Annotated in this window: 24 protein-coding genes, 1 tRNA gene and 1 other RNA gene; 9 read left to right on the top strand and 17 right to left on the bottom strand. The window is 68.0% G+C overall.

Translation table 11 applies throughout. The features are described from left to right. Positions 1-6: 6 nt before the first annotated feature. The 3 genes from ACYVG2_RS16410 to ffs all read right to left on the bottom strand — a co-directional run bounded on the left by ACYVG2_RS16410 (position 7) and on the right by ffs (position 1,483). Positions 7-558, bottom strand: coding sequence for a hypothetical protein (locus tag ACYVG2_RS16410; RefSeq protein WP_460781980.1), 552 nt, complete (start codon positions 556-558; stop codon positions 7-9). 155 nt (positions 559-713) lie between these two features. Then, on the bottom strand, positions 714-1,325 hold the full coding sequence (locus tag ACYVG2_RS16405; protein ID WP_033106598.1) for a rhomboid family intramembrane serine protease: 612 nt from the start codon (positions 1,323-1,325) through the stop codon (positions 714-716). 61 nt (positions 1,326-1,386) lie between these two features. Further along, positions 1,387-1,483: signal recognition particle sRNA small type (ffs, locus tag ACYVG2_RS16400), an RNA gene on the bottom strand. A gap of 135 nt (positions 1,484-1,618) precedes the next feature. Here ffs and ACYVG2_RS16395 point away from each other — a divergent pair. From ACYVG2_RS16395 to ACYVG2_RS16385, 3 genes are all read left to right on the top strand, one after another. Further along, entirely contained in the window at positions 1,619-2,596 is a 978-nt protein-coding gene (locus tag ACYVG2_RS16395) for an AAA family ATPase (RefSeq protein WP_460781979.1), read from the top strand. Positions 2,597-2,908: 312 nt separating this feature from the next. Continuing rightward, positions 2,909-3,808 carry a DUF58 domain-containing protein gene (locus ACYVG2_RS16390; RefSeq protein WP_460781978.1) on the top strand — a complete coding sequence of 300 codons (900 nt, stop codon included), beginning with the start codon at positions 2,909-2,911 and terminating at the stop codon, positions 3,806-3,808. Next, positions 3,795-6,038, top strand: coding sequence for a transglutaminase family protein (locus ACYVG2_RS16385; protein WP_460781977.1), 2,244 nt, complete (start codon positions 3,795-3,797; stop codon positions 6,036-6,038). The genes ACYVG2_RS16390 and ACYVG2_RS16385 overlap by 14 nt, the downstream gene beginning before the upstream one ends. A gap of 18 nt (positions 6,039-6,056) precedes the next feature. Here ACYVG2_RS16385 and trhO read toward each other — a convergent pair whose 3' ends face one another. Then, entirely contained in the window at positions 6,057-6,953 is an 897-nt protein-coding gene (trhO, locus tag ACYVG2_RS16380) for an oxygen-dependent tRNA uridine(34) hydroxylase TrhO (protein ID WP_460781976.1), read from the bottom strand. A gap of 9 nt (positions 6,954-6,962) precedes the next feature. Next, on the bottom strand, positions 6,963-8,264 hold the full coding sequence (locus tag ACYVG2_RS16375; RefSeq protein WP_460781975.1) for an LssY C-terminal domain-containing protein: 1,302 nt from the start codon (positions 8,262-8,264) through the stop codon (positions 6,963-6,965). Between the two features lie 108 nt (positions 8,265-8,372). Here ACYVG2_RS16375 and ACYVG2_RS16370 point away from each other — a divergent pair. Further along, positions 8,373-8,460, top strand: a tRNA-Ser gene (locus ACYVG2_RS16370). Between the two features lie 50 nt (positions 8,461-8,510). Here the strand turns inward: ACYVG2_RS16370 and ACYVG2_RS16365 are convergent. From ACYVG2_RS16365 to ACYVG2_RS16330, 8 genes are all read right to left on the bottom strand, one after another. After that, positions 8,511-9,113 carry a GNAT family N-acetyltransferase gene (locus ACYVG2_RS16365; RefSeq protein ID WP_460781974.1) on the bottom strand — a complete coding sequence of 201 codons (603 nt, stop codon included), beginning with the start codon at positions 9,111-9,113 and terminating at the stop codon, positions 8,511-8,513. Then, complete coding sequence (locus ACYVG2_RS16360) at positions 9,110-9,775, bottom strand: phosphatase PAP2 family protein (protein WP_460781973.1); 666 nt, start codon at positions 9,773-9,775, stop codon at positions 9,110-9,112. Before ACYVG2_RS16360 ends, ACYVG2_RS16365 begins: the two co-directional genes overlap by 4 nt. A 31-nt stretch (positions 9,776-9,806) precedes the next feature. Further along, positions 9,807-11,036, bottom strand: coding sequence for a multidrug effflux MFS transporter (locus ACYVG2_RS16355; RefSeq protein WP_460782118.1), 1,230 nt, complete (start codon positions 11,034-11,036; stop codon positions 9,807-9,809). 194 nt (positions 11,037-11,230) lie between these two features. Next, the gene (locus ACYVG2_RS16350; protein ID WP_460781972.1) at positions 11,231-12,388 is read right to left on the bottom strand and encodes a cystathionine gamma-synthase; all 1,158 of its coding nucleotides are present in this window, start codon (positions 12,386-12,388) and stop codon (positions 11,231-11,233) included. 69 nt (positions 12,389-12,457) lie between these two features. Beyond that, entirely contained in the window at positions 12,458-13,840 is a 1,383-nt protein-coding gene (locus ACYVG2_RS16345; RefSeq protein WP_460781971.1) for a cystathionine beta-synthase, read from the bottom strand. A 41-nt stretch (positions 13,841-13,881) separates the two neighbouring features. Beyond that, entirely contained in the window at positions 13,882-14,862 is a 981-nt protein-coding gene (locus ACYVG2_RS16340) for a carbohydrate ABC transporter permease (RefSeq protein ID WP_460781970.1), read from the bottom strand. Then, positions 14,859-15,998 carry a carbohydrate ABC transporter permease gene (locus ACYVG2_RS16335; RefSeq protein ID WP_460781969.1) on the bottom strand — a complete coding sequence of 380 codons (1,140 nt, stop codon included), beginning with the start codon at positions 15,996-15,998 and terminating at the stop codon, positions 14,859-14,861. The genes ACYVG2_RS16340 and ACYVG2_RS16335 overlap by 4 nt, the downstream gene beginning before the upstream one ends. Positions 15,999-16,097: 99 nt before the next feature. Continuing rightward, a complete protein-coding gene (locus tag ACYVG2_RS16330) occupies positions 16,098-17,414 on the bottom strand; it encodes an ABC transporter substrate-binding protein (protein WP_460781968.1) in 1,317 nt (438 codons plus the stop codon). A 269-nt stretch (positions 17,415-17,683) separates the two neighbouring features. Between ACYVG2_RS16330 and ACYVG2_RS16325 the strand changes: the two genes are divergently transcribed. After that, complete coding sequence (locus ACYVG2_RS16325) at positions 17,684-18,688, top strand: LacI family DNA-binding transcriptional regulator (RefSeq protein WP_460781967.1); 1,005 nt, start codon at positions 17,684-17,686, stop codon at positions 18,686-18,688. Between the two features lie 79 nt (positions 18,689-18,767). Here the strand turns inward: ACYVG2_RS16325 and rplL are convergent, their stop codons facing one another. The 3 genes from rplL to ACYVG2_RS16310 form a co-directional block, all read right to left on the bottom strand. Beyond that, positions 18,768-19,148, bottom strand: coding sequence for a 50S ribosomal protein L7/L12 (gene rplL, locus ACYVG2_RS16320; protein ID WP_259063947.1), 381 nt, complete (start codon positions 19,146-19,148; stop codon positions 18,768-18,770). A 49-nt stretch (positions 19,149-19,197) separates the two neighbouring features. Continuing rightward, positions 19,198-19,686 (bottom strand): 50S ribosomal protein L10, encoded by a 489-nt coding sequence (rplJ, locus tag ACYVG2_RS16315; RefSeq protein WP_307358214.1) that lies wholly within the window; start codon positions 19,684-19,686, stop codon positions 19,198-19,200. A gap of 252 nt (positions 19,687-19,938) precedes the next feature. Continuing rightward, positions 19,939-21,729 carry a glycoside hydrolase family 15 protein gene (locus tag ACYVG2_RS16310; RefSeq protein WP_460781966.1) on the bottom strand — a complete coding sequence of 597 codons (1,791 nt, stop codon included), beginning with the start codon at positions 21,727-21,729 and terminating at the stop codon, positions 19,939-19,941. A 76-nt stretch (positions 21,730-21,805) separates the two neighbouring features. Between ACYVG2_RS16310 and ACYVG2_RS16305 the strand changes: the two genes are divergently transcribed. Both ACYVG2_RS16305 and ACYVG2_RS16300 read left to right on the top strand, forming a co-directional pair. Further along, positions 21,806-23,170 (top strand): glucose-6-phosphate dehydrogenase, encoded by a 1,365-nt coding sequence (locus ACYVG2_RS16305; protein ID WP_460781965.1) that lies wholly within the window; start codon positions 21,806-21,808, stop codon positions 23,168-23,170. A 67-nt stretch (positions 23,171-23,237) separates the two neighbouring features. After that, complete coding sequence (locus ACYVG2_RS16300) at positions 23,238-23,918, top strand: YqaJ viral recombinase family protein (RefSeq protein WP_460781964.1); 681 nt, start codon at positions 23,238-23,240, stop codon at positions 23,916-23,918. 14 nt (positions 23,919-23,932) lie between these two features. Here the strand turns inward: ACYVG2_RS16300 and ACYVG2_RS16295 are convergent, their stop codons facing one another. After that, positions 23,933-24,820, bottom strand: a complete 888-nt coding sequence (locus ACYVG2_RS16295) for a LysR family transcriptional regulator ArgP (RefSeq protein ID WP_460781963.1) — start codon at positions 24,818-24,820, stop codon at positions 23,933-23,935. A gap of 70 nt (positions 24,821-24,890) precedes the next feature. On the opposite strand from ACYVG2_RS16295, the gene ACYVG2_RS16290 reads away from it, so the two are divergent. Both ACYVG2_RS16290 and ACYVG2_RS16285 read left to right on the top strand, forming a co-directional pair. Beyond that, on the top strand, positions 24,891-25,514 hold the full coding sequence (locus ACYVG2_RS16290; protein ID WP_460781962.1) for a LysE/ArgO family amino acid transporter: 624 nt from the start codon (positions 24,891-24,893) through the stop codon (positions 25,512-25,514). A gap of 36 nt (positions 25,515-25,550) precedes the next feature. After that, positions 25,551-26,117 (top strand): dihydrofolate reductase family protein, encoded by a 567-nt coding sequence (locus ACYVG2_RS16285; RefSeq protein ID WP_460781961.1) that lies wholly within the window; start codon positions 25,551-25,553, stop codon positions 26,115-26,117. Positions 26,118-26,192: the final 75 nt, after the last annotated feature.

Genomic DNA, 26,192 nt, shown 5'->3' with positions numbered 1-26,192 from the left:
GCCACCCTACGCCGGACAGGGACCGGAAAGCGCGTCGACCACCGCGCCCGCGTCATCTTCGAACCGGGCGTAGTGGTTCGGGTCGGAGTTGACCTGCACGCGATGGATCGCATGCGTGGGCTCCATGCCCTGCCACCCCTCGAGTCCGGCGAGACGTCCGTAGAAGAGGGCGGCGGATGCTGCCGGGTCCATCCTCGTCTCGACGCTTCCCCACCACTCCTGCTGCTGGAACAGGCCGATGCTGCTGGTGCGCGTGCCGTCCGGATTGGTGAAGCCGGACGTCTCCCAGTCGCCGTAGTCGATGTTCTGCAATGAGCTCTCGCCCATCGCCGCCATGACGCCGAGGACCTGGCCGTCGCGCTCGAACCCCTGCTCCGAGGCCGTGCGCACGATGATCGCGGCGTTGTGGAGCTGCTCACCCTGCCAGCCTTCGACCCCTGCGTCCGGCAGATCTTCCGGCGCGTCCACGCACACCGCGAGCGGATCGCTCGACGTCGCCATCGGCACGAGAACGATGAGGAGCGCGGCGAGGGTGAGCCCGCCGAGCGCCGCGATCATGAGACGTGCGTGCTTCGGCCGACGCGTCGCGCGGGAGACCGGCCGCCCGCCCGGTCTCCGTCGTCTCGTCGCGCGCCTTCTCGTCCGCTGCGCCGCCCGCCCGCGCGAACCGGTACGACCCCGGGTGCCGGAGGCGGCGCGCTTCGAGCCTGCGCTCACGTGCCGCGCGCTCCGCGGCTGCGAGGACCACGCGCTCCCGCGAGCGCCGCCACACCGCCGCCGACCGCGCCGAACAGATGCGCCTGCCAGGAGACGCCGGGGCCCACGCCGACGATGCCGGCGAGCATCGACCCGCCGTACAGGACGAGCACGATCACAGCGATGAGGGCGTGCGCGATGCGGTGCGCGATCGGCCGAGGCGAGAACACGCGCACGACGATGTATGCGAAGTACCCGAAGACGAGCACGGACGCACCGACCGTGAGCGTGCCCGGTGCGTTGAGCAGCCAGGTGCCGACGCCCCCGACGAGCGCGGTGACCGCGGTGACCATCCAGAAGCGGCCGGCGCCTTCGATGGCGATGAGACAGCCGAGCACCAGCAGAGGCAGGGTGTTGCCGATCAGGTGCGCCCATCCCGCGTGCAGCAGCGGTCCGAGCACGAGCCCCTGCAGGCTGCCGAAGTCCCATGACCTCAGGCCGAAACCGGTGAAGGAGCCGGGGAGCACGGCGTCGGCGATCTGGATCACCCACATCAGCGCGACGAGAGCGATCGGAGAGGCGAAGCGCCCGATCGCCGCGGAACGCGCAGGAGTGGTGGATGTGCTCACACCACGATCCTCGCAGGCGAAGCTGAACGATGGGCCGTCGGGCGGCAAAGTGCCCGAGAGAAGAAAGGACCCTCCGCGCACCCAGCAGAGCCCGGTTACCCTTGCTACGTTTCCGTCCTGGGGGAATTGGCCTGGATGCTGCCACGCGGAGAGCCTCGGACAGTCTACCCGGCGTTCGGCGGAGAGACGAACCGGGGCCGGCTCCGTGAACCACGAATCCACAGGAGCGCCGGCCGCTCGCGCGGGTTACGATCGATTCACGCGCACAGAAGTGCCGGGGCGAGAGGGAACGCATGGACGACACCGCACCCGAGATCACGGCCGAGCAGTTCCGGACGCAGACCTCCGCCATCCTGACATCGGTGGGCGAGGTCATCGACGGCAAGCCGGATGCCGTGCGCAGCGCCCTGACGTGCATGCTGGCCGAGGGCCATCTGCTCATCGAGGACGTCCCAGGGGTCGGCAAGACGATGCTCGCCCGTGCGATCGCGGCGAGCATCGACGCCACGGTCCGCCGCATCCAGTTCACCCCCGATCTGCTGCCCGGCGACGTCACCGGCGTCTCGGTGTACAACCCCGTCGATCGTGAGTTCGAGTTCAAGCCCGGTGCGGTGTTCGCGCAGATCGTGATCGCCGACGAGATCAACCGCTCATCCCCGAAGACCCAGTCCGCTCTCCTCGAGGCCATGGAGGAGGGACAGGTCACCGTCGACGGCCGCACGCACCCGCTTCCCGATCCCTTCCTCGTCGTCGCGACCCAGAACCCGCTCGAGATGGAGGGCACGTACGCGCTGCCCGAGGCGCAGCGCGACCGGTTCATGATGCGCATCTCGATGGGGTATCCGGATGCCGCGGCCGAGGCCCTCATGCTCCGCCAGCGCGACAGCGTCAATCCGCTCGCCGCGATCACCCCTGTCGCTGACGCTCGCGCGATCAGGCGGCTGATCGGCTTCGCGCGCGCCGTGCACGTCTCCCCCGCTGTCGAGGAGTACGCCGTCGCGCTGTCCCAGGCCACGCGATCGGATCCCAGCCTGCATCTGGGCGCGAGCCCGCGCGCCACTCTTCAGCTCGTGCGCGCGGCGAAGGTGTGGGCGGCACTGGACGGACGAGAGTTCGTGATCCCCGACGACCTCACCGAACTCCTCGTGCCTGTCTTCGCGCACCGGCTGCTCCCGGCCCGTGGCGTGCACCGCGCGGGCGCGCAGCCGGTGGAGGCCGCGCTCGCCCAGATCGTGGACCGCGTGCGCGTTCCGCTGGCCGCCAGATTCTGAAGTGACCCCGACCGTGCGTCGACGTCACGTTCTCACGGCCAGGGGAGCCGGCGCGCTCCTGGCCGGCCTGCTGTTCGTGATCGCGGCCAATCTCGTGGCGGCGCCCATCCTGCTCTACTTCGCGGTGCTGCTCCTCCTCCTCGTCGTGTTCGCCGTCCTCGTCGTGCGTCTGCCCCGGCGCAGCGGCCCCGTCACCAGGCGCATATCGACCGATCTGCTCACGGTCGGCGAGCGATCGCAGGTGGATGTGCGCTTCGACCTGCGCGCGCTGCGCATCCCCCACGGCATCTGGCGCGATCACCTCCTCCTGCCGTGTCCGGCGACGCCACGGGCGAGTTCCCCACCGACAACGGCACGAGCATCCGCTACGCGATCACGGGTGTGCGCCGCGGCGTATGGGCGATCGGCCCTTTGTCGCTGCACACGATCGATCCGTTCGGCTTCGCGCAGCGCGTGCAGGAGTTCGGCGAGACCCGCACGGTCACGGTCGTCCCCGAGGTGATGCCGCTCGCTCCGCTCAGCTCGAACGTGGGTGCGGCCGGCGGCACCGCGCACACGTCATCCACACGGCTCGGTCAGGGCAGCGACAACCTCTCCCCTCGGCGATACGTCTCCGGCGACTCGATGCGCCGCATCCATTGGCGCGCGACCGCGCATCGGGGTGACCTCATGGTGCGCCAGGAAGAGGAGGAATCCAGCCCGGATGCACTGGTGGTGCTCGATCGCACGGCACGACGATGGGACTACCAGCTCGACCATGCCGATCCTGCGTTCGAGGCCGCCGTCTCCGCCTGCGCCTCCGTCGCACTTCACCTGGTCCAGGAGGGGTACAGCGTCGACGTCCTCGACTCCGCGGGCACCGTGCTCGGAAAGCTCCGCGGACACGAGGACGACCGAGACGCCCTGCTGGTGGCGCTGGCCCTCGCGCGGCCGCAGGGCGAAGGGCGCGACATCATCACACTGTTCGACGGAACCCCTCCCGGACCCCTGGTGCTGATCACGGGGCATCTCGATGAGGAGGACGCGGCGATCCTGCGCCACGGCGGTGCCGCCGCACCCATTCTCCTCGCGACCGATCTCGCCGCCGGCGCCGCCGACGCCCTCACCAGGCTCGGATGGTCGTCCGCGTTGCTCGCTGACGACGTCGCGGCCGCCTGGGAAGACGCCCTCCCTGCACGAATGGCGACAGGAGGCGGTCATGTCTCCCGCTGATCCGCCGCGCGTGCAGCGTGCACCATGGGTGGAGGCTGCTGCTGCGGCAGAGCGGCAGATGCGCACACTCGCGATCGCCCTGCTCACGGCATGCGCGGCGTTCGTCGCACTGTGGCCGTATGCGGCGGTCATCGCGCCGGGACCCTGGTCACTCGTATGCATCACGGTCGTGGTCCTGATCGCATCCGTCGGTGCGTTGGCGCGCCATCTCGCATCCCGGCGTCGCGCCGGGGACGCCTGGGCGCTGCTCGCACAGCTGGCCGTCGCGGTGTGCGCGCTGACGCTGATGCTGGTTCCTCAGGGCGCCCTGCTCGGCATCGTCCCGACGGGCTCCACCCTGCGGGCCCTGGCGCCGCTGGCCGCCCAGGCCTTCGAGGAGGTGCAGCTCGGCACGGCCCCGCTGAACGACACGCTGGCCCTTCGCACCATGATCGCCGCCGGCTTCGCCGTCATCACGATCATCGTCGACCACCTCATCGCGCAGCGTCTCGGTCTGCTCGCAGCGATCGTGGTCGCCGCGGTCGGCGTGACGCCGATGATCATCTCGTTCGGCGATGCCAACGTGCCGTGGTTCGTCGTGCTCGCCGTCCTCACTCTCTTCCTGCTGCGGCACAGCACGCGCCACGATGCCCGCCGGGCACGGCGGGCATCCGTCGGCGTCGCACTCGGCGTCGGGGCGGCCGCGATCGTCGCCGCCCTCGTCATCACGCCGGTCCTTCCCGTCTCCGCCAGCTGGGTCGGTGCGGGAACCGCGGTCACGCTCAACCCGTCGCTGCGGCTCGGCGACGATCTGCGCCGACCGGCGCCCACCGACGTCCTCACGGTGGCGACCAGCGCCGCGACGGCGCCCTACCTGCGCATCGCGACGCTGTCCGGTTTCGACGGCCGCGTCTGGCAGGCGGACGAGGAGGGCACCCGCCCCCTCGCCGACGGCTTCGGCGAGGCGGAGTGGACGGAGGACATCTCCGTCACGGATCGGCGCACGTCGATCCGAGTCGTGGGCATCTCCAGCTCGTGGCTCCCTGTGCCTTACCCTGCGACGCAGGTCGCAGGCACCTCGTCGGGGTGGGAGATCATGCCCGGCAACCGCACCGTGGTCTCCGAGACGCGAGACGCAGCGGGCGAGGACTACACGGTGTCCGCAGCCTCCGTGCAGCCCACACTCGAGCAGATCCGTGCTGCCGCCGCCGACCGTGGCCCCGCGGATCGGCCGGCCCCCGACGACCTTCCTTCCGTGATCGAGGAGAGGGCGCGTGAGGTGACGGCGGATGCGGAGAACGACTACGACCGGATGATCGCCCTCCAATCGTGGTTCCGCTCGGACTTCACGTACTCGCTCGATGCTCCGGTCGACGGCGGCTTCGACGGCACGGGCGCGGACGCCGTCGCGGAGTTCCTCGAAGTGCGTTCGGGATACTGCATCCATTTCGCTGGCGCCTTCGCACTGATGGCGCAGACGCTCGATCTTCCGGTGCGGATCGTGGTCGGCTACCTGCCCGGCCGGCTGACCGAGGAGAAACGCGGCGACGAGTTCGTGTACGTCGTCAGCAGCGATCAGCTGCACGCCTGGCCGGAGGTGCGCTTCGAGGGCATCGGATGGGTGCCGTTCGAGCCGACCGCGTCGCTCGGCGTACCAACGGGATTCCAGGCCGCGTCCGTCGATGGCGGATCGACCAGCGGACCTGCGACACCGGCGCCGAGCGCGGCGCCCTCGACAGCGCCGACGAGCGGACCGGAACTCGAAGACGAGCTGGACGACCCATCCGCAGCGGGCGGCGGCTCACTGCAGCGGCTCGACCCGACGCCCGTGGTGCTCGTGGTCGCCGGGACGCTCGTGCTGCTGCTGCTCCCCGCCTCGATCCGGCTGCTGGTGCGGATGCGGCGACGTTCGCGTGCCGGCTCGGGCGACGCCGCCGCCGCGTGGCGCGAACTCACCGCGACGCTGATCGACCTGGGCCTGCCGGTCTCCGATTCCGACTCCCCGCGCGCCAGGGGCAGTGGGGTCGTCGAGCGCGGTGCGGACGCCGCTGCCGTGCGGAGGCTTGTGGATGCCGTGGAACGGGCCAGCTTCGCCCGCGAGGCTCAGGATCCGATCGACCTCGCACCTGATCTCATCCGCGTGAGCGCGGACCTTCACCGCCACGTCGACGCGCGCACGCGGGTCGTGGCACTTCTGCTGCCGCGCTCACTGGTCGTCGCCGACGCGTCCCGTCGTCCGATGCGCGCCTGAACCGGCTGTGCCGGGGAATCAGGCCGGTTGCGCGGCGTGGTCGGCGCACGAGACAGCGTCGCAGCCCTCGCACACGACGAACTGTCGGCGGCACGCGGCATCGGGGCAGTTCGCCGTGCGCTTGGTCGGTGCTCCGCACCCGGCGCAGGTGCCGATCACGGCGGTGTGGTCGCTGAAGTCCACCGATCCGCGCTTGTCGAACACGTAGAGCGACCCGTCCCACAGCCCGTCGTCTCCGAATCGCTCCCCGTATCGGACGATGCCGCCCTCGAGCTGGTACACCTCGCCGAACCCGCGCGCCGTCATGAGGCTCGACAGCACCTCGCAGCGGATGCCGCCCGTGCAGTACGTGACGACCGGCTTGCCCTTGAGATCGTCGTACGCTCCGGAGTCGAGCAGGTCGACGAAATCCCTGGTGGTCTCGGTGTCGGGAACGATCGCACCACGGAAGCGGCCGATCTCGGCCTCGAGCGCGTTGCGGCCGTCGAAGAAGACGACGTCGTCGCGCGACTGCACGAGGTCGTGCAGCTGATCAGGACTCAATCTGGTCCCACCGCCGACGACGCCGTTCTCGTCGACGCGCAGCTCCCCCGGTGCTCCGAACGAGACGATCTCCTCGCGCACCTTCACACTGAGCTTGGGGAAGTCCACACTGAGACCGGCTTCGTCGAGCCCTGTTCCCTCACTCCATTTGATGTCGGCGTCCTTGAACGCCGGGTAGGAGCGGAATGAGCGAACCCACTTCTTGAGGGCGGGCAGGTCGCCGCCGAGCGTGCCGTTCACGCCGTCCTTCGAGATGATCAGCCGCCCGCGCAGCCCGAGGGCCCCTCCGAGGTCGCGCTGCCACACGCGGATCGCCTCGGGGTCGGCGAGGGGCGCGAACGCGTAGAACAGGACGATCTTGGGTGTGGCCACGCTGCGATTTTACGCGGGCTGCGCTCCACGGCGCCTGCGCGCCCACGCCCCGGCGCTCTCACTCGAGAGGCACAGGAGCGTGACGGCCTGGACGGAGGCGGTGAGCAGAGTCCAGTCCAGCCCGAGCACGGCGCTGCCGTCCAGGTAGTCGATCGCCATGAAGACGATCTGCAGTGTGACGAGCACCATGAGCACCGCGCGGGAGCGGCGACCGCCGCGCAGGACCAGCCAGGCCATGACGAGCTGCCAGATCATGAACGCCCCGAACACGGAGACGACGATCACGATCAGCGCCACTTCCTCGGGCTCCGCCGACGCGAGCAACTGCCAGAACGTGGCGTCGCTGAGCACGTCGACGAGCTGCAGAGCGGTGACGAGCGCGATGAGCGCCACCGCGGCGATCACCGTCAACGGGGCGCGGGCGATCTGGCGTGCGGTGCTCGGATCGGGTTGCCGAACGACCACAGGCTCCGGCGGAACGGTGCGGGAGACGTCGATGATCGGGAGGTCGCCGTCGGTCACGAACCGGTCGCCGCCGCCGTTTCGCGAATGGTATCCGGTGGTGAAATCGCGGAGCAGTCGCACATGGACGTCGGCGTCGGCCGACTGCGCCGTCGTGACCACGTGGTCGCGTTCCACGTCGGTGTTCTGGTCGATGCGATGCGTGACCTGCAGTGTGAACAGCGACAGCCCCACATCCGTGTCGTAGGTCGCCGCCCCCAGCCAGTCGGCGTGCGCGCCGCCTGGCAGCAGCCATCCGGGAGGACTGTGCCAGAAGCGCACGTGATGGCGCTGCTTGGGATTGCCCTCCACCTCCTGCTGATAGGCGACATCGTGGCGTCGGCCGAACAGCATGAGCGGCGACACCGGTGCGGTCGCGTAGCTGCGCCGGGTGAGTGTGGATGCGATGATCCGCCACGTCGATGCGGCAGTGATCTCATCCGCGCGATGCCACCCCGCCGTCGTCATGACGTGATCGAGCTGGGCTCCTGAGCCGTCGACTCCGAGGTTCACCGGGTCACCGAGCAGCCCGTCGGCCGTGCGGGTGCGTCCGAAGAAGTAGTCGGGCACGTAGAGATCGGAGAGCATCCGATGCAGACGAGGGAGCACGAGATACGCGGTGATCGCCCAGATCGGGATGAACCAGGCCAGCGCCCAGGGCGTGCGAACGCCCTGGATCGCGATGATGACGGCCATCCAGACGGCGGCCGCGGTCCCCACGAGGAACGCGGTCCTGTCGAACACGGTCGCCGGCGGCAGCGGCTGCTGCATCTGCAGCATCCACCGTCTGCGGTGCGGAAGCTCGTTCACGCGCTCTCCCTGTGCGATCCGATCACGTCGTGCCCCTCACCCTATGGGGCTGAGCGCGACTGGCGCAGGCGGCTTCGGCGATCGGATAGACTGTTCAGGTTGTTCCTTGGTGACGTGTCCGAGCGGCCGAAGGAGCACGCTTGGAAAGCGTGTGTTGTGCAAGCAACCGCGGGTTCGAATCCCGCCGTCACCGCCATGTGACTGAAGGGCTCCGCGCCAGCGGGGCCCTTCAGCCATTTATCGGACTCAGTCCGTGAACCGTTCTCCGTAGCTGCGCCCGCCGTCCTCGGACGCCAGGCGCTCCATCCCGAGCCGCTCGTAGAACGCGGCGGCACCCGTGTTCTCAGGGTTCATGCCGAGGTGCAGGCCCTTCACGCCGCGACGGCGGAGTTCTGCGAACAGCGTCTCGATCAGCCGGCGCCCGAGGCCTTGGCCCTGCGTCTCGGGCAGCAGGTCGATGTGCAGGTGCGCCGGATACTGCGCCGTGTGAGGGTTCTGCCCTGGCCCTCGCTGGTAGCCGTACTCGATCATCTTCTCCTCGGCGCTCTTCGCGACCGCCGGGCGAGGGAAGCGCTGGGCGAACTGCGGCCACCACTCATCGCGGAACCACTGCTCGAAAGCATCCGTGTCGTCGGTGGCGACGATGTAGCCGATCCCGCGGCCGTCGTCGGCCTCGACCATCCAGCACAGATCGGGATGACGCTCGGCGTACGGCACGGCGAAGAGGAGTCCCCACAGCTCGTCGTCGCCGAACATCCCCGTGGCATCGGCACCGGCATCCGCCGTCTTCACGCAGACCTCGAACAGCGCCGGGCGATCCGCGGGGCGATAGGGACGGATGCCGGTCATGGCAGGCTCCTCGGTGTCGGGGGGCCGTCGGTGGCCGACGGCGGCGGCGTGAACTCTTTCGTCCGAACCCAGGTCAACATGATCGCACCGACGATGAGCACCGTGCCGACGCCGACGAGCATCCCGCCGATCGTGTCGCTGAGCCAGTGCACCGAGAGCAGGGTACGTGAGAAGGCCATGGCGATCGTCCAGATCACGCCGAGCAGCAGCACCCAGATCCGCGGGAACAGCAGCACCGCGATCACCGCCATGGTCGCGGCGTTGGCCGTATGCCCTGAGGGGAATGAACCGAAGTCGGAGATCACGAGCATCTCCTCCGGTCGGGCGCGGCCGAACAGGCTCTTGAGCAACTGCACGACGACGACGCTCGCGAGCAGCGAGATCACCACGAACAGCGCCGCTCTCCACCGCCGCACGATCAGCAGCGCCGCCACGATCACGAGCGGGATCAGATATATCGCGATCCAGTTGCCGCCGACGTCGTTCATCACCTCGGAGAACCCCACCAGCAGCGGCGTCTGGATCCCGATCATCATCCGGTTCCATCCGCTGTCCATCGCCGAAGGGAGGTCGGGGCCCGGCGCGGTCATCGAAGCGCCCAGCGCCATCGCCGCAAGCAGGGCGCCGATGCCCCACCACAGCAGTACGGGTCGTCTGGTCATCCGCCCATTCTCACACGCGACACGCGCCCGACTACGGAGTGAGCATCCCGACGGTGCGCGGACGCACGATCAGCCACAGCGCGAGGATGCCGACCACCGCGCAGCCGACCATCACGGACGCCATGGTGGTCGCGGTGATCCCCGCCCCGACCGAGATCAGGCCCACCACGGGAGAGATGATCGCGGCGATGCCGTTGTTGCTCGCGCCGAGGATCGATGCCGCCGTGCCTGCGGCCTTGCCGTGACGGTCGAGTGCGAGCACCTGCACGCAGGGGAAGGAGAACCCGCACGCCGTCATGAACACGAACAGCGGGACGACGGTTCCCCAGAATCCCAGGTCGAGCTGATCGAAGACGATGATCGCGGTGCCGCTGAACAGCAGCACCGCGGTCGAGAACGCGAGCACCCACTGCGGGCCGAAGCGTGCAGCGAGGCGCGACGCGGCCTGCACGCCCAGCACGACGCCGACCGAGTTGACGGCGAACAGCCAGCCGTACTCCTGCGCGTTGAGCCCGTGCGTCTCCTGGAACAGGAACGGGGATGCTGAGAGGTACGAGAACAGCCCCGAGAACGTCATACCGCCGATGACCAGCACGCCGAGGAACACCCGATCGCTGAGCACGCTGCGGTAGCGCTGCCAGATGGTGGTGCTGCCGCGTTCGTGGCGGCGCTCCTTCGGGAGGGTCTCGGGAATGAACAGCACAGCCGACAGCAGCATCACGACCCCGTAGCCGGCGAGCACGACGAAGATGCCGCGCCACGGCATGATGCCCAGCAGCCATGATCCGATCAGCGGTGCGGCCACCGGCGCCACGCCGGAGACCAGCGCGAGCCGCGACAGCATCACGACCAGCCGGCGTCCACCGAACAGGTCGCGCACGATCGCCATGGCGACGACGCCACCGGCTGCCGCACCGATTCCCATGACGACGCGCGCACCGCCGAGCAGCAGCAGATCCGGTGCGACAGCGGCGGCGACGCTCGCGAGCACGTGCAGCGCCGTGACCGTGATGAGCGGCATGCGCCGGCCGACTTTGTCGGAGAGCGGACCCACGACGAGCTGACCGACGGCGAAGCCGATCATGGTGCCGGTCAGGGTGAGCTGGATCGCCGCCGAGGTCGTCTGGAAGTCGGACTCGAGCAACGGGAACGCCGGCAGATACAGGTCGATCGTGAACGGCCCGAGCGCTGTGAGCGCGCCGAGCAGCACGATGTACAGCACGCGACGGCTATGCGGGATCGCATCGCCGGGATGCAGCATGATCGGCGCGGTCGCCGGGTTCGGCCCCAGCACGCGGATCGCGCCCGTCGGCGTGCTGGTGCGGATCGTGCTCGTGACGGCGCGGATACTGCCGGTCGGTGTGCGTTCGGAATCGGGAGTGGGGGCGTCAGCCGGCGATGAATCGTTCAAGATCCCTCAATGCTACTCGCGTCCCTCTGCCGGACCGGAGTCGATCAGCTGCCGAGGCGCGCGAGTCCCTGTTCGAGGTCGGCGATGAGGTCGGACACGTCCTCGATGCCGACCGACAACCGCACGACGTTCTCCGGCACGGCGAGGGCGGTTCCGCGCACCGACGCGTGCGTCATGTCCGGCGGGTAGCCGATCAGCGATTCGACCCCGCCGAGGGATTCGGCGAGCTGGAACAGTTCGGTCGACTCGGCGAAGGAGCGTGCCGCGTCCGCACCCGCGGCGAGCGCGAGCGACAGCATCCCTCCGTATCCGCTCATCTGACGCGCCGCGATCTCGTGACCGGGGTGCGAAGCGAGGCCAGGGTAGAACACCGTCTCGAACTCGGGGCGGGCGGCTGCCCACTCCGCGATCGCCTGCGCATTCTCGCTGTGCTGGCGCACGCGCACCGCGAGCGTCTTGATACCGCGAGTGGTGAGCCACGCATCCAGAGGGGCGGAGACCGCGCCGACCGCGAACTGCTGGAACTTCACCTGGTCGTAGAAGCGATCGTCGGCGAAGACCACCGCGCCGCCGAGCACATCGGAGTGGCCGCCGAGGTACTTCGTCGTCGAGTGCACGACGAAGTCGGCGCCGAGCGAGAGCGGACGCTGCAATGCGGGTGAGGCGAACGTGTTGTCCACCACGACGACGGCTCCGGCCGCATGCGCGATCTCGGCCGTCGCTGCGATGTCGACGATCTTGAGCAGCGGGTTGCTGGGCGTCTCGAGCCAGACGATCCTGGTCTCGGGGCGCAGCGCCTCACGGATCGCGTCGGCGTCACCGAGCTCGACGGTGGTGGTCTCGATGCCCCACGGCGCGAGCACCTTGGTGAGCAGTCGGTAGGTGCCGCCGTACACGTCGTTGCCGAGCAGCACATGATCGCCCGGCTTCAGGATTCCGCGCAGCAGCGCGTCCTCCGCGGCGAGGCCGGATGCGAACGACAGCGCGCTCGCGCCGCCCTCGAGTGCGGCGAGCTGCGTCTCCAGCGCACTGCGCGTGGGGTTGCCCGCGCGGTTGTACTCGTAGCCGTCCCGGAACCCGCCGATGCCGTCCTGCACATGCGTGGAGGCCTGGTAGATCGGCGGGATGATGGCGCCGGTCAACGGATCGGGCGCTTGGCCTGCATGGATGGCACGGGTGGCGAAGGAGTGATCGGAGGACATGCTCACAGCCTACGTCCGTCCCCGGCGGCATCCGCTCCTGTTACGCCGGGTGACCGGGGTGCCGGCCGGTCACCGCGCGAGGTAGGCCAGCAGGTCCTGACGGGTGAGCAGCGTGTGCGGCCTGCCGTCGACCGTCACCAGCAGCGCGTCGGCGTCGGCCAGCGCACTGCGCGCCTGATCGACGGATGCGTGGATGCCGACGAGCGGCATCCGCGCACCGACGTGGGCTCCGATGGCGTCGGACGGCTTCGCCTCACCGCGGAAGAGCAGATCCAGCAGTCCGCGCTCGTCCACGGTGCCCACGACCTCGCCCATCATCACGGGCGGTTCGGCGCTCAGCACGACGAGCTGGGAGACGTCGAACTCGGTCATCATGCTGATCGCTTCGAGCACGGTGTCGCTGGGATGGGCGTGCACGAGGTCGGGGACGACGTGCTGACCCTTCCGCATCGAGGCGCGCGCCTCGAGCACGTCCGCGACCGTCTCCCCCTCTTCGACCTCGCTGAAACCGTACGAGCGCATCCATGAATCGTTGAAGATCTTCGACAGGTAGCCGCGGCCGCCATCGGGCAGGAGCACCACCATCACCGCGTCCGCGGGCAGGGTCCTGGCCACACGCAGCGCGCCGACGACGGCCATGCCGCTCGATCCGCCGACGAGGATGCCCTCCTCGCGAGCCAGGCGGCGAGTCATCGCGAACGACTCCGCATCGTCGACCGCCACGATCTCGTGAGGGACGGCGGGGTCGTAGGAGCCGGGCCAGATGTCCTCCCCCACGCCCTCGACGAGATATGGGCGACCTGTGCCGCCGGAGTACACGCTGCCTTCGGGGTCGACCCCGACGATGCGCACGCGCTCCTCCGACACCTCGCGCAGGAACCGGCCGGTCCCGCTGATCGTGCCACCGGTGCCGATACCGGCGACGAAGTGCGTGATCCGGCCGTCGGTGTCGCGCCAGATCTCTGGACCCGTGGTCTCGTAGTGGCTGCGCGGCCCGTTCGGGTTCTCGTACTGGTTTGGTTTGAACGCGCCGGGGATCTCCTTCACGAGCCGGTCGCTGACGCTGTAGTACGACTCGGGGCTGTCCGCCGGGACGGACGTCGGCGTCATCACGATCTCCGCGCCATATGCGCGCAGCACGTCGATCTTGTCCTCGCCGACCTTGTCCGGCAGCACGAACACGCACTTGTAGCCGCGCTGCTGCGCGACCAGTGCGAGACCGACGCCGGTGTTGCCGCTGGTGGGCTCGACGATCGTGCCACCAGGCCTCAGCTCGCCTGAGGCCTCCGCCGCATCGATGATCCGCTTGGCGATGCGGTCCTTCGACGATCCCCCCGGGTTGAGGTACTCGAGCTTGACGAGCACCGTGCACTCGACGCCCTCGGTGACGTGCTGCAGCTTCACGAGGGGTGTGTCGCCGACGAGATCGGCGATGTGCTCGGCGTAGTCCATGCCTCCCAGGGTACGGCCAGGGCCGCGCTCGAGATGCAGTGTTACCCCTTCGTCGAGCCCGCCAGCAGCCCTCGCACGAAGTACCGCTGCAGGGAGAAGAACACGATGAGCGGGACGATGATCGAGACGAACGCGCCGGCGGTCAACAGGTACCAGTCGTTGCCTCGCGTTCCGGTGATCTCGGCGAGCAGCTTCGTGATCGGCGCCGCGCCGCCGTCCGCGAACACGAGCGAGACGAGCAGATCATTCCAGACCCACAGGAACTGGAAGATCGCGACCGATGCGATGGCCGGCATCGTCAACGGCAGCACGATCCGGAAGAAGATCTGCCCACGGGATGCGCCGTCGACGCGAGCGGCCTCGATGATCTCACCGGGGATCTCCGCCATGAAGTTGTGCAGCAGGTAGATCGCCAGTGGCAGAGCGAACATGGTGTGCGCGAACCAGACCTGGGCGTAGCCGCCCGCTGCTCCCAGCGGCAGGGTCACCTGCAGACCGAAGAGGTTCAGTCCCCGCGAGAAGGTGCTCAGAAGCGGCACCAGCGCCATCTGGATCGGAACGATCTGCAGGGCGAAGACCAAGATGAACAGGAAGTTGCGTCCCTTGAAGTCGATCCAGGCGAACGCGTACGCGGCCATGGAGGCGACCATGAGGGGGACGATCGTCGCCGGGATCGTGATCGCGATCGAGTTCACGAAGGACTCGAGCATCGTCAGCTGAGTGGTTCCGGATGCGAGGACGTCGACGTAGTTCTCGCCCGTCACCTGCGGGTTCAGGAAGAACTCCCACCACCCGCTCGTGAGGATCTGATCGCGGGGACGGAACGACGAGATGAACAGCCCGAGCGTCGGGATCGTCCACAGCACCGCGATGACGATGGATGCCGCCGACGCCCACGGACGTGACAGCTTCTTGCGGGTGCGCCCGGCAGAGGCGTTGAGCTTCCCGCCGGTGGTGATCGCCCGCGTCGCGGATCCGCTCGCAGCGCCTTCGGCAGCGTCGGTCTTGACTGTATCGCTCATCGGATCTCCCGCTGCTTCTGGATCTGGCGTGCGTTGTAGATGACGATCGGCAGCACGAGTATGAACAGGATCACGGCCAGGGCGGCGCTGCGCCCGGCCTCGAACTTCGAGAACTGCGTGTACATCTCATTGGCGAGCACCGACGTCTCGTAGTTCCCGGCCGTCATGGTGCGCACGATGTCGAAGACCTTGAGCGAGGCGATCGAGATCGTCGTCAGCACCACGATGAGCGCCGGACGGATCGCCGGGACGGTGACCGAACGGAACCGCTGCCAGGCGTTCGCGCCGTCGAGCTCTGCTGCCTCCAGCAGTTCCTGGGGCACGCCCTTGATGGATGCCGAGAGGATCACCATCGCGAATCCGGTCTGCACCCAGATCAACACGACGATGAGGAACATCGTGTTCCACGGCGGATTGAGCAGGAACTGCTGCGGTTCACCGCCGAACCACACGATGATCTGGTTGAGCAGACCGATCTGGTCGTACTGCTTGTCGCGGTACTCGTACATGAAGCGCCAGATGATGCTCGCGCCGACGAACGAGATGGCCATCGGCATGAAGACGAGGATCTTGTAGATCTTCTCACCGCGGGTGCGGTCGATGAACACCGCGTAGGCGAGACCGACGATCGTGGACACGGTGGGCACCACCAGCACCCAGACGATCGTGTTGACGACCACGCGCACGCCGTCCGGCTGTCCGAAGATCCAGGCGTAGTTGTCCAGTCCGATGAAGTCGGTGCCCGCGGAGTTCATGAACGACGCGACCATCGTCTGAATCGACGGCAGGACGAGGCCGATCGTCAGGAGCAGGAAGGCCGGTGCCATGAACGCGACGAGCTGGATGAAGTACCCCTTGCCCTGCCGCGATCGGAAATCGAGCAGGAAGAAGACGGCTCCCACGACGACGGCGACGCCGATCGCCCAGTAGTACGAGCGGAAGAACCACATCACGGCGAGCGGAATGATCAGGCACATCGCCAGGCGTGCGACGGTGTACCACTTGCCCGTGCGCGGCGCGACGTCGATCAGGAACAGGATGATCGCCACGACCACCGCGAACGCGATGACGACGACGACCGCCTGCAGGATGGGCGGCAGCTGGCCTACCCAGCCGAAGAACTCAATCGCGGTCACAGAATCCCCTTCATAACTGCGTGCAGATCAACAGCTCACTCGGCGTCGAGTGAACCGGTGGAGCGGACCGCCTGCGAGGGCGGTCCGCTCCCAGTCCGATCAGCTGGCCGGCCAGCCGGTCTCGATCTGCTCGAGCACCTCCGGCGTCGGGCTGCCGTTGACCCAGGCGACCATGCCCTTCCAGAACGTGCCTGCGCCGACTGCGCCGGGCATGAGGTCAGAACCGTCGAAACGGAACGTGGTCTCGTCGTCCTGCAGGATCTTGATGCTCTCCTGGAGGATCGGGCTCTGCGCGCTGTCAGGGTCGAGACCCGTGTTCGCCGACACCACGCCGCCGAGGGAGACGCGGTTGTTCGCCCACTCGGGAGTGGAGAGGTAGGCGAGCACCTTCTGGGTGGCCTCGTCGTCGCTGAACGCACCGATGATCTCACCGGCGCCGGTCACCGCGGTCTCTCCCGCAGTCATACCGGGGGTCATGAAGGCCCAGACGTCGCCGTCCTCACCGACCTCGGTCCCGTCGGGGAGGAAGCCGTCGAGGAACGACGGAGCGTGCGTCAGTGCGCACTCGCCGTTGGCCACTGCCGGTCCGACATCGCCCCACGCCGTGGAGTTGATCGATCGCACGTCGCCGAAGCCGGCGTTCACGTACTCCGGGTTCAGCAGGATCTCACCGAGCGTGTCGAACGCGGTGGCGATCTGCGGGTCGGTGAACGGGACCTCGTTGGCGACCCACTGGTCGTAGACCTCTGGTCCGGCCTGACGCAGGACGAGATCCTCGATCCAGTCGGTGCCGGTCCAGCCGGAGGCCGTACCGGATTCGAACCCGTGGCACCACGGGGCCGAGCCGGTCTTGTCGCGGATCGTCTGGGTGAGCGTCATCAGCTCGTCCCAGGTTCCCGGAACCTCCACTCCCCACTCGGCGAAGCTCGCCGGCGAGTACCAGATCCAGCCCTTCACGCTGGCCATCATCGGTGCGCCGTAGAACGTGTCCTCGTAGGTTCCGTAGTTCACCCAGTCCTCGGACCAGTACTCCTCGGCGTTCGCCTTGACTTCCTCGGGCGCTGGCTTCAGATAACCACGCGCGGCGAAGTCGGCGAACAGACCGGGCTGGGGGAAGATCGCGATGTCAGGCGGGTTGCCGCCCTGTGCACGGGTACCGACCTGGGCCTCGAAGTCCTGGCTTCCCTCGTACTTGATCTCGATGTCGTTCTCCTCTTCCCAGTCCGCCCAGGACTCTTGGAGGAGTTCCGCCTCTTCATCGGTGATCGTTCCGTACATCGTGACGACGTTGTCGCCACCGCCATCGCCACCGCCGCCGTCCGGCGCACCCGGTGCGCCACAACCTGCGAGCGCGAAGGCCGCAGCCCCGAGCAGGGCGAACGGCGCGAGGCGCCGATAACGCTGTGTCAGTGCCATGTGTATCTCCTCTTCGAGTTCGCGTTCCGCACCTGAGGGCGTCGACTGACGCGTTCAATAGGGAACCGCTTCCAGGGCCAACATACTGGCCTCCGCGACCCTGCACAATGACCGGATGGTCACAAGCCGACAACCTTTGGGGTTCGATCGGACGAACTCATGGGAGCGCTCCCGTGGTTTCTGGTGTGGAACCGGTTCCTTTTCCGGGGACACGCGGCTACGCTGTGCCAGGGGCGCGCCCCTTGGGCTGCCGTCATCGAGGAGGATGCATGAGCACGATCGCGGATGTCGCGGCGCGCGCCGGCGTCTCCAAGGCCACGGCCAGCCGCGCACTGAGCGGACGCGGATACGTCTCAGCCGAGACGAGGGCGCTGGTGTCGGCCGCAGCGAGCGAGCTGTCGTACGTCGCCCACTCCTCGGCGACCAGCCTCGCCACGGGTCGCACGTCGACGATCGGCGTGATCCTGCCGACGGTCGGGCGATGGTACTTCTCGGAGCTGCTGTCGGGCGTCCAGAGCGCCCTGCTCGCGCACGACTACGACCTTGCGCTCTACGGCGTGTCGGAAGGCTCGCCCACCAGGGATCGGGTCTTCGAAGCCGTGCTCCCCCGCAGACGGTTCGACGGCATCATCGCCGTGGGGATCCAGCCGCGCAGCCACGAGCTGGAACGCCTGTCGGCGCTGGATCGCCCGTTGGTCACCGTCGGCCCGTACCACGCCGGCACGAGCTCGGTGTCGATCGATGACGCCGCCGCCGGTCGGATAGCGACCGAGCACCTGATCGACCTCGGCCACGAGGCGATCGCATTCATCGGCGCGTCGGACGATGACGCGAACGCGGGGTTCGGCGACGCGTGCCGCCTGCAGGGCTATCGAGAGGCGATGGATGCCGCGGGGCTCGGCACCCGCATCAGTGTGAGCCCGGCGGCGAGCGACATGCCCAGCGGATATCAGAGCGCTGTCGATCTGCTCGGCGACCGGCGCACCCGCCCGACCGCTGTCGTCGGAGTGTGCGACGAGACGGCGATCAGCGCCATCATCGCCGCCCGGCGACTGGGGATCGCCGTACCCACCGAACTGAGCGTGGTCGGCATCGACGACCATCAGCATGCGGAGATGTTCGCCCTGACGACCATCCGGCAGCAGCCGCGGGATCAGGGCGTGGCAGCAGTGGGACTGCTGCTTCATCAGCTCGCCCATCCGGACGCCGGGGTCGAGCACGTCGTCGCGGCATCCGCTCTGGTCGTGCGCAACTCCTCCGCCGCGCCGCGTTGACGTTACCGCCTGCACGCACGAATGCCCCGGGCACAGGCCCGGGGCATTCGAATGAGTGAGGCGGTCGACCCGCCTCGGCTCACTTGAGGGTGACGGTCGCGCCGGCAGCCTCGAGGGTCTCCTTGGCCTTCTCGGCCGTCTCCTTGTTGGCGCCCTCAAGGACAGCCTTCGGAGCGCCGTCGACGACAGCCTTCGCCTCGCCGAGGCCGAGCGAGGTGAGCTCGCGGACAGCCTTGATGACCTGGATCTTCTTGTCGCCGGCAGCCTCGAGGATGACGTCGAAGGAGTCCTTCTCCTCAACCTCTTCAGCAGCGCCTGCGCCACCGGCGCCGGCAACGGCGACGGGAGCGGCAGCGGTGACGTCGAACTTCTCCTCGAACGCCTTGACGAACTCGCTGAGCTCGACGAGGGTCAGGTCGGCGAACTGCTCGAGCAGCTGCTCGGTGGTGAGCTTAGCCATGATGTATCTCCTAGATTGATGGGGTTTGTGGAAAGAGAACGCCGGTCGCTCACGCGGCCTGTGCGGTCTCCAGCTTTTCGCGAAGCGCGTCGATGGTGGCGGCAGCCTTGCCCATCGTCGCCTTCATCATGCCCGCAGCCTTCGCCAGCAGAACCTCACGGCTCTCGAGCGAGGCGTACTTGTTGACCTCGTCGGCGCTGAGGGCATTGCCCTCGAAAACGCCGCCCTTGATCACGAGAAGCGGGTTGGCCTTGGCGAAATCACGAAGAGCCTTCGCAGTGGCGACGAAGTCACCGTGCACGAATGCGACAGCCGACGGACCCTTGAGGTCATCGTCCAGCGCAGAGATGCCGGCCTTGTTGGCGGCGATCTTGGTCAGCGTGTTCTTCACCACGGCGTACTCAGCGTCCTGACGGATGCTGTTACGCAGCTCCTTGAGCTGGGCAACCGTCAGACCGCGGTACTCGGTCAGCAGGACGGCGTTCGAGTTCTCGAATGACTTCGTGAGCTCGGCAACCGATGCATCCTTCTGCGCCATGGTCACTCCTTGGTGGGTACGAGATGCCGCACGGTGGTGGGGCATCGACCTCGACCACCCCACAAGCCAAACAAAAAAGCTCCGGCGCAAGCGCACGGAGCTTCAGAAACTGTTCGTGACACCTGCGCGGGCCTCTGCTGAGCAGTGCTTCGATCATGCTGCGCTTGCGCGCATCACGATGACCGGCGGTCTTCGGTTGATCCAAGGATACGACATCTCGTCGCGTCCCCCAAATCGGCGCCGCCCGGCGTCTCAGCGACGGTCGGCCGCGCGCCCGGTGTGGCCAGCGAGCGCGTCGGCCGCGCGGACCATCGCGAGGTGGGACAGCGCCTGCGGCGTGTTCCCCGCATGCCTGGCGCCCTCGATGTCGTACTCCTCCGAGAGCAGCCCGACGTCGTTCGCCAGCGCGACGAGTCGCACCATCAGCGCTTCGGCATCCCGCAGTCTGCCGCTCGCGGCGTACTGCTCCACGAGCCAGAAGCTGCAGGCGAGGAACGGGTGCTCCCCTCCCTCGAGTCCGTCGACCCCGCTCGTCGTGCGGTAGCGCATCAGCAGGCCGCCACGCAGGAGAGTGCGCTCCATCTGCGCGACCGTGCGCGTCATCCGCGGATCGTCTGCTTCGCAGTACCCGACCTGCGGCAGGACCAGCAGCGAGGCATCGACCTCGTCGGAGTCGTAGTGCTGCACGAAGTAGCCGTCGGCATGGACGCCGCGTTCGTCGATCTCGGCCCGCAGGCGATCGCGCATCTCGGTCCACCGATCTGCGTCACCGGTCAGACCGTGCTCGCGAACCGCGCGGACGCCGCGATCGAGCGCCGCCCACATCATCACGCGCGAGTGCGTGAACCACTGCGGCTCGCCCCTGATCTCCCAGATGCCGTTGTCCGGGCGGTCCATTCCCGCGATGACGCGTTGGAGCAGCGCACGCTGCAGCGGCCACGAGAAGGTGGACTCCTCGAGTCCGGCGATGCGCGCCGCCTCCAGAGCCACGAGCACCTCGCCGATGACGTCGCCCTGATACTGGTCCACCGCACCGTTGCCGATGCGCACGGGGGACGCGCCCTCGTAGCCAGGCAGGCAGCTGAGCTCACGTTCGGTGAGGTCGCGCTCGCCCGCGATGCCGTACATGATCTGCACTTCGGCCGGATCGCCCGCCACCGCCCTCAGCAGCCACAGCCGCCAGTGCTGTGCCTCGTGCAGGAACCCGTGCGAGATCAGCACCTCGAGAGTCAGCGCGGCGTCGCGCAGCCACACGTAGCGGTAGTCCCAGTTGCGTGATCCTCCGAAGTCCTCCGGAAGCGAGGTGGTCGCGGCCGCGACGATGCCGCCGGTGTCGCGATTGGTGAGCGCGCGCAGCACGAGCAGCGAACGGACCACCGTCTCTCGATGCGGCCCGTCGTGCTCGATACCGCTGGCCCATCCCTGCCACCACGCGCGCGTCCTCGCCACTGCCGCTTCGATGTCGAGCGGCTCAGGTGCGCTCTCGTGCGAGAGGAACCAGGTGAGGGTGAGCGCGCGCTCCTCGCCCTCGGAGACGGTGACGTCGCCGGTGTGGACGTGATCGGATGCGGAGAGCGCGACGCCGCGGACGATCACGGCATCCGGCCCTGCTGTCGCCCTCAGCGCTGGTGCGGAAGAGGTTCCCACCTGTCGCACCCACGGCAGCGCCCTCGCGTAGTCGAAGTGCATCCGCAGCTCGGTGCGGAACTCGACGGTGCCCGAGATGCCGATCACCCGTCGCACCACGTCGGTGCGGTGAGAGCTCATCGGCATGAATTCGTGCACCTCCGCGACGCCTGCCGCGCTCTCCCATCGAGTGACGAGGATGAAGGTGTCCGGCAGATACTGCCGGCTCATCGTCGCGTCTTCATCGCTCGGCCGCAGCGTCCAGCATCCGTGGGTCGGGTCACCCAACAGCGCTCCGAAGATCGACGGCGAATCGAAGCGCGGCAGGCAGAGCCAGTCGACGCTTCCATCCCTCGAGACGAGGGCCGCCGTGCGGCAGTCGCTGAGCAGTGCGTAGTCTTCAATCGGAGATGGCATCCGTCCGAGTCTGGCAGTGACCGTGCATGCGATCCAGACCTGTTGCGATCTCTCTGCGCCGACTACGGTGGGCCGCATGGCCGACCACACCGCACTCATGATCTTCGGCGCATCCGGCGACCTCACCTCCCGGCTCCTGCTGCCCGCACTGGGCCAGCTGCTGATGACCGAGCCCACGCGCACGGTGCAGCTGATCGGCGCCGGTATGGACGACTGGACCGATGACAAGTGGCGCGACGTCGTTCAGATCGCGTTCACATCATCGGATGCCGCGGATGCGATGGCGCGCGTGAAGACCGAGTACCACCGCGCCGACATCACCACGCCCGAGGATCTGAAGACGCTTCTCGACGGGCGCGAAGCCCCGCTCGCGCTCTACTTCGCCGTGCCGCCGTCGGTCGCCGCAGCAGCCTGCGACGCGATGGCGACGATCGATCTCCCCACGGGAGTCGTGCTCGCACTCGAGAAGCCGTTCGGCGTCGACGAGGACAGCGCCAGAGCGCTCAATGAGCGCTTGGCGCTGCTCGTGCCGGAGAGCCAGGTGTTCCGCATAGATCACTTCCTCGGACGTTCCACGACCCTGAACCTGCTCGGCGTGCGTTTCGCCAATCGTGTGCTCGAGCCGCTGTGGTCGGCGACGGACATCGAATCGGTGTCGATCACGTACGACGAGTCCCTCGGCCTCGAGGGCCGCGCGGGATATTACGATCATGCCGGCGCCTTCGTCGACATGATCCAGAGCCATCTGCTGCAGGTGATGGCGGTGTTCGCGATGGAAGAGCCCGCGACCCTCGACGAGGTCGACTTCCGTGCCGCGACGACGGCCGTGCTGCGGGCGACATCGGTGTGGCAAGACGATCCGGTGCGCAACTCCTACCGGGCGAGGTACACGGCCGGCAGCGTCGGCGACCGCACCTTCCCCTCGTACGTCGACGAACCGGATGTCGATCCAGCACGAAACACCGAGACGCTGGGAGCGGCGACCTTCGAAGTGCGCAACGCCCGCTGGGCGGGTGTGCCGATCACGTTGCGCTCGGGCAAGGCCATCGGCGAACCCTCGCGTGAGATCGTCGTGCGCTTCCGTCCCGTGCGCCACGTGCCGGTCGGCCTCCACGGCGAAGCCGAGGGTGCCGTACTGCGGTTCTCGCTCGGCACGGCCGAGATCTCGCTCGAGCTCAACGTCAACGGCGAGGCCGACCCGTTCGAGCTGGAACGGACGACGATGTCGGCTGAGCTCGGTCCCGGGGCGCTCAAAGCGTACGCCGAGGTGCTCTCGTGCATCCTCGACGCCGATCCCGTCCTCGCAGTGCGGGGCGACGCAGCCGAGGAGTGCTGGCGCATCGTGCAACCGGTCCTGGATGAGTGGAAGGCGGACAAGGTGCCGCTCGAGGAGTACTCCGTGGGCTCGCGCGGCCCGGACGGCTGGCCGGCCGCCGGCTGAGATCCGGAGGCGGCGCACCCCGGCGCGGCTGGTCCTGCGCGTCCGAGGCCGCGGGTAATCTCGAATGGTGACTCCCGAACTGCAGGCTCGTATCGTCGCGGACTCCCGTGACCGCGTCGCCTGGCTCAGGGCACGCACACGCGGGATCACCGCGACCGACGTCGCGGGGCTCTCCGGCGAGAAGTCGATCATCCGCGCCGCAGACGCGAAGCTCGGAGGCGGTGCCCACTTCGGAGGGAACGCCTACACCGACCATGGGCGTCGCCGTGAACCGGAGATCGCCTCCTGGGTGGCGGGGACGCACGGCATCCACCCGTCATCGGCGCTGTTCCGGGCAGAGGCGGAGCACCGTCATCTGGCGACGCCGGACGGCATCGTGCAGGACCGCGACGGGCGCATCCTGCTCGCCGAGATCAAGACCACGAACAAGAACTGGCGCACGATCCCGCGCACATATCTGCGCCAGGTGTGGTGGCAGCAGCACGTGCTCGGCGCGGAGCGCACCCTGTTCGTCTGGGAGGAGCACGACAGCTTCCGCCCGATCCACGACGAGCCGCGCTGCGTGTGGATCGATCGCGACGAGAAGGAGATCGGCCAGCTCGTCTCCCTCGCGACGCGGCTGATCGACGAGCTCTACCACCGCACGACGGGGCAGCGTCCACCCACCGCTGCCGTCGCAGCTAACGCCAGCCGACGCGAATCGCTGCGCGAACGCGATGCGTTCCGCGCACTCGCCCTCGCCGACTGAGCGCCGCGACCGCGTCAGTCCAGGACCCGCCCGGCTTCCGCGATGATCTCCGCCGCGATCGCATCGAGCAGCGCTGATCGCAGGTTCCACTGCTGCCAGTACAGCGGCACGCTGATCGGTTCTCCCCCCAGCGGGATCGCCGTGCCGGCCGCTGCGGCCTCGGTCGCCTGCGAACCGGGCAGCATGCCCCACCCCAGACCGAGCAGCACGGCCTGCGCGTAGTCGTACGACGCAGGCACATAGTGGCGAGGAATGCCGTGCTCGTCCAGTCCGCGAGAGCGCAGCCAGGTGTGCTGCAGGGTGTCGCGCCGGTCGAAGTCGACGAACGGCGCGCGGCGCAGCGCGGCCTCGGTGGCGCCGTCGGGGAACCATCGCGCCACGAAGGCGGGGGTCGCCATCGCCTCGTAGCGCAGCACTCCGAGCGGCGCGACGATGCATCCCGCGACCGGAGCATGCTCGGAGGTCACCGCAGCCATGACCTCCCCCGATTCGAGCAGTCGCGCGGTGAAGGTCTGGTCGTCCCGGTGCAGATCGAAGTCGATGTCGTGCTCCTCCGCGAGGCGTGCGAGCGGCGGAAGGAACCAGGTGGCCATGGAATCGGCATTCACCGCGAGAGGGATGCTGACGCGGTCGCCGACCGCGTCGAGCCCGAGGGCCGACAGGGCATCGTGCTCGAGCAGGGCGATCTGACGGGCCAGCCGCACGACCGATTCGCCGGCGGCCGTCATCCTGGCCGGTCGACCGCGGACGATGAGGACCTGGCCGAGCTGCTGCTCAAGGCTCTTGAGCCGCTGACTCACCGCGGACGGGGTGATGTGCAATGCGCGCGCGGCCGCATCGAGGCTGCCCTCATCGACGATCGCCGCGATCGTCGATGCCAGTTCCGGTGAGATACTCGCCATGTAAGCCATGCTAATGGTGAGTAAGAACCGTTAGCTGGTGCTAATGCTGTCGCGCTCGTAACGTCGAAGAGTGATCTCGTTCTTCGCCGGCCTCGGGCTGGGCCTCTCCCTCATCATCGCCATCGGCGCTCAGAACGTCTTCGTGCTGCGCCAGGGAATCAGACGCGAGCACGTACTGGCCGTCGTCCTCATCTGCGCCCTGTCGGACGCCGTACTCATCGCGACGGGTGTCGCCGGCCTCGGCTTCGTCGTCGAGAGCGTGCCGTGGCTGGTCGATGCGGCGCGCGTTCTCGGCGCGGTGGTCCTGCTCGGATACGGACTGCTCGCTGCACGGCGGGCATGGCGAGGAACGGATCAGACCCTGCGCGCGGACGGCGGCGAGAAGCGGGAAGGACGACTGGCGACCGTCATCGCCGTAGCTCTCGCACTGACATGGTTGAATCCTCACGTCTATCTCGACACGGTCCTGATGCTCGGATCCATCGCGGCCACCCACGGTGAAGGACGCTGGGTGTTCGCCGCGGGCGCGATCGTCGCGAGCGTGCTCTGGTTCACCGCCCTCGGATACGGCGCGCGCTGGCTCGCCCGCTGGTTGGACACGCCTCGGGCGTGGCGCATCCTCGACGGCGTCATCGCCGTCATCATGATCGCGATCGCCGTGAGCCTCGTGGTGCCCCTGTTCACGAGCCGGTGAAGGTTCTAGACTCCTGCGCGAAGCGAAGGAGACGACATGCAGACTCTGACGATCGACTTCATCTGCTCTCTCGACGGCTTCGGCTCTGCAGTGGGCTGGCCCGGATGGTGGGGGATGGAGAGCCCCGAGTACCTCGACTGGCTGGAACAGGCGCCCGACAGCGGCGCCCCTCTGCTGATGGGGGCGACGACGTACCGCGTCATGTCCGAGCTCACAGCCGGAGGCGAACCGGGCACTGACGTGCTCAACGACATACACAAGTACGTCTTCTCGTCCTCGCTCGATGCTCCGTTGAAATGGGCGAACTCGACACTCGTGGATACGGATGCCGTCGCGTACGTGCGACGTCTCAAGGACGAGTCGGCGCAGCCGCTGCGCACGATCGGCAGCATCGCGCTGTGCCGGTCGCTGTTGAAAGCGGGTCTGGTCGACCGCTATCGGGTCGTGATCTTCCCCGTCATCACCGGGGCGAGCGGTCGAGACCGCATCTTCGACGGCTATCCGGACGTGACGCTCGAACTCGTAGAGGAGCGCACCTTCGATCACCGGACTCAGCTGCTCGAGTACATCCCGACCGTGGTGGATGGTCCGCCAGGCAGCTGATGGCGAACCGACAGAAGGACGGTTAACGCAAAATGGCCACCCTGCGTTGGGTGGCCATTTTGTTTAGAAGAAGTT

This window comes from Microbacterium shaanxiense (assembly GCF_054779995.1).
Note: the sequence above shows the minus strand (reverse complement) of the source record. Positions and strands in the feature narration are given on the sequence as shown.

Excerpts from the sequence above, each read along its gene's own strand:
- ACYVG2_RS16350 (WP_460781972.1), bottom strand. The coding sequence starts at position 12,388 with ATGTCCTCCGATCACTCCTTCGCCACCCGTGCCATCCATGCAGGCCAA.
- ACYVG2_RS16385 (WP_460781977.1), top strand. The coding sequence starts at position 3,795 with ATGTCTCCCGCTGATCCGCCGCGCGTGCAGCGTGCACCATGGGTGGAG.
- ACYVG2_RS16330 (WP_460781968.1), bottom strand. The coding sequence starts at position 17,414 with ATGGCACTGACACAGCGTTATCGGCGCCTCGCGCCGTTCGCCCTGCTC.
- ACYVG2_RS16410 (WP_460781980.1), bottom strand. The coding sequence starts at position 558 with ATGATCGCGGCGCTCGGCGGGCTCACCCTCGCCGCGCTCCTCATCGTT.
- ACYVG2_RS16355 (WP_460782118.1), bottom strand. The coding sequence starts at position 11,036 with ATGCTGCATCCCGGCGATGCGATCCCGCATAGCCGTCGCGTGCTGTAC.
- ACYVG2_RS16325 (WP_460781967.1), top strand. The coding sequence starts at position 17,684 with ATGAGCACGATCGCGGATGTCGCGGCGCGCGCCGGCGTCTCCAAGGCC.
- rplJ (WP_307358214.1), bottom strand. The coding sequence starts at position 19,686 with ATGGCGCAGAAGGATGCATCGGTTGCCGAGCTCACGAAGTCATTCGAG.
- ACYVG2_RS16345 (WP_460781971.1), bottom strand. The coding sequence starts at position 13,840 with ATGGACTACGCCGAGCACATCGCCGATCTCGTCGGCGACACACCCCTC.
- ACYVG2_RS16310 (WP_460781966.1), bottom strand. The coding sequence starts at position 21,729 with ATGCCATCTCCGATTGAAGACTACGCACTGCTCAGCGACTGCCGCACG.
- ACYVG2_RS16365 (WP_460781974.1), bottom strand. The coding sequence starts at position 9,113 with ATGACCGGCATCCGTCCCTATCGCCCCGCGGATCGCCCGGCGCTGTTC.
- ACYVG2_RS16360 (WP_460781973.1), bottom strand. The coding sequence starts at position 9,775 with ATGACCAGACGACCCGTACTGCTGTGGTGGGGCATCGGCGCCCTGCTT.
- rplL (WP_259063947.1), bottom strand. The coding sequence starts at position 19,148 with ATGGCTAAGCTCACCACCGAGCAGCTGCTCGAGCAGTTCGCCGACCTG.
- ACYVG2_RS16285 (WP_460781961.1), top strand. The coding sequence starts at position 25,551 with ATGCAGACTCTGACGATCGACTTCATCTGCTCTCTCGACGGCTTCGGC.
- ACYVG2_RS16395 (WP_460781979.1), top strand. The coding sequence starts at position 1,619 with ATGGACGACACCGCACCCGAGATCACGGCCGAGCAGTTCCGGACGCAG.
- ACYVG2_RS16295 (WP_460781963.1), bottom strand. The coding sequence starts at position 24,820 with ATGGCGAGTATCTCACCGGAACTGGCATCGACGATCGCGGCGATCGTC.
- ACYVG2_RS16340 (WP_460781970.1), bottom strand. The coding sequence starts at position 14,862 with ATGAGCGATACAGTCAAGACCGACGCTGCCGAAGGCGCTGCGAGCGGA.
- ACYVG2_RS16305 (WP_460781965.1), top strand. The coding sequence starts at position 21,806 with ATGGCCGACCACACCGCACTCATGATCTTCGGCGCATCCGGCGACCTC.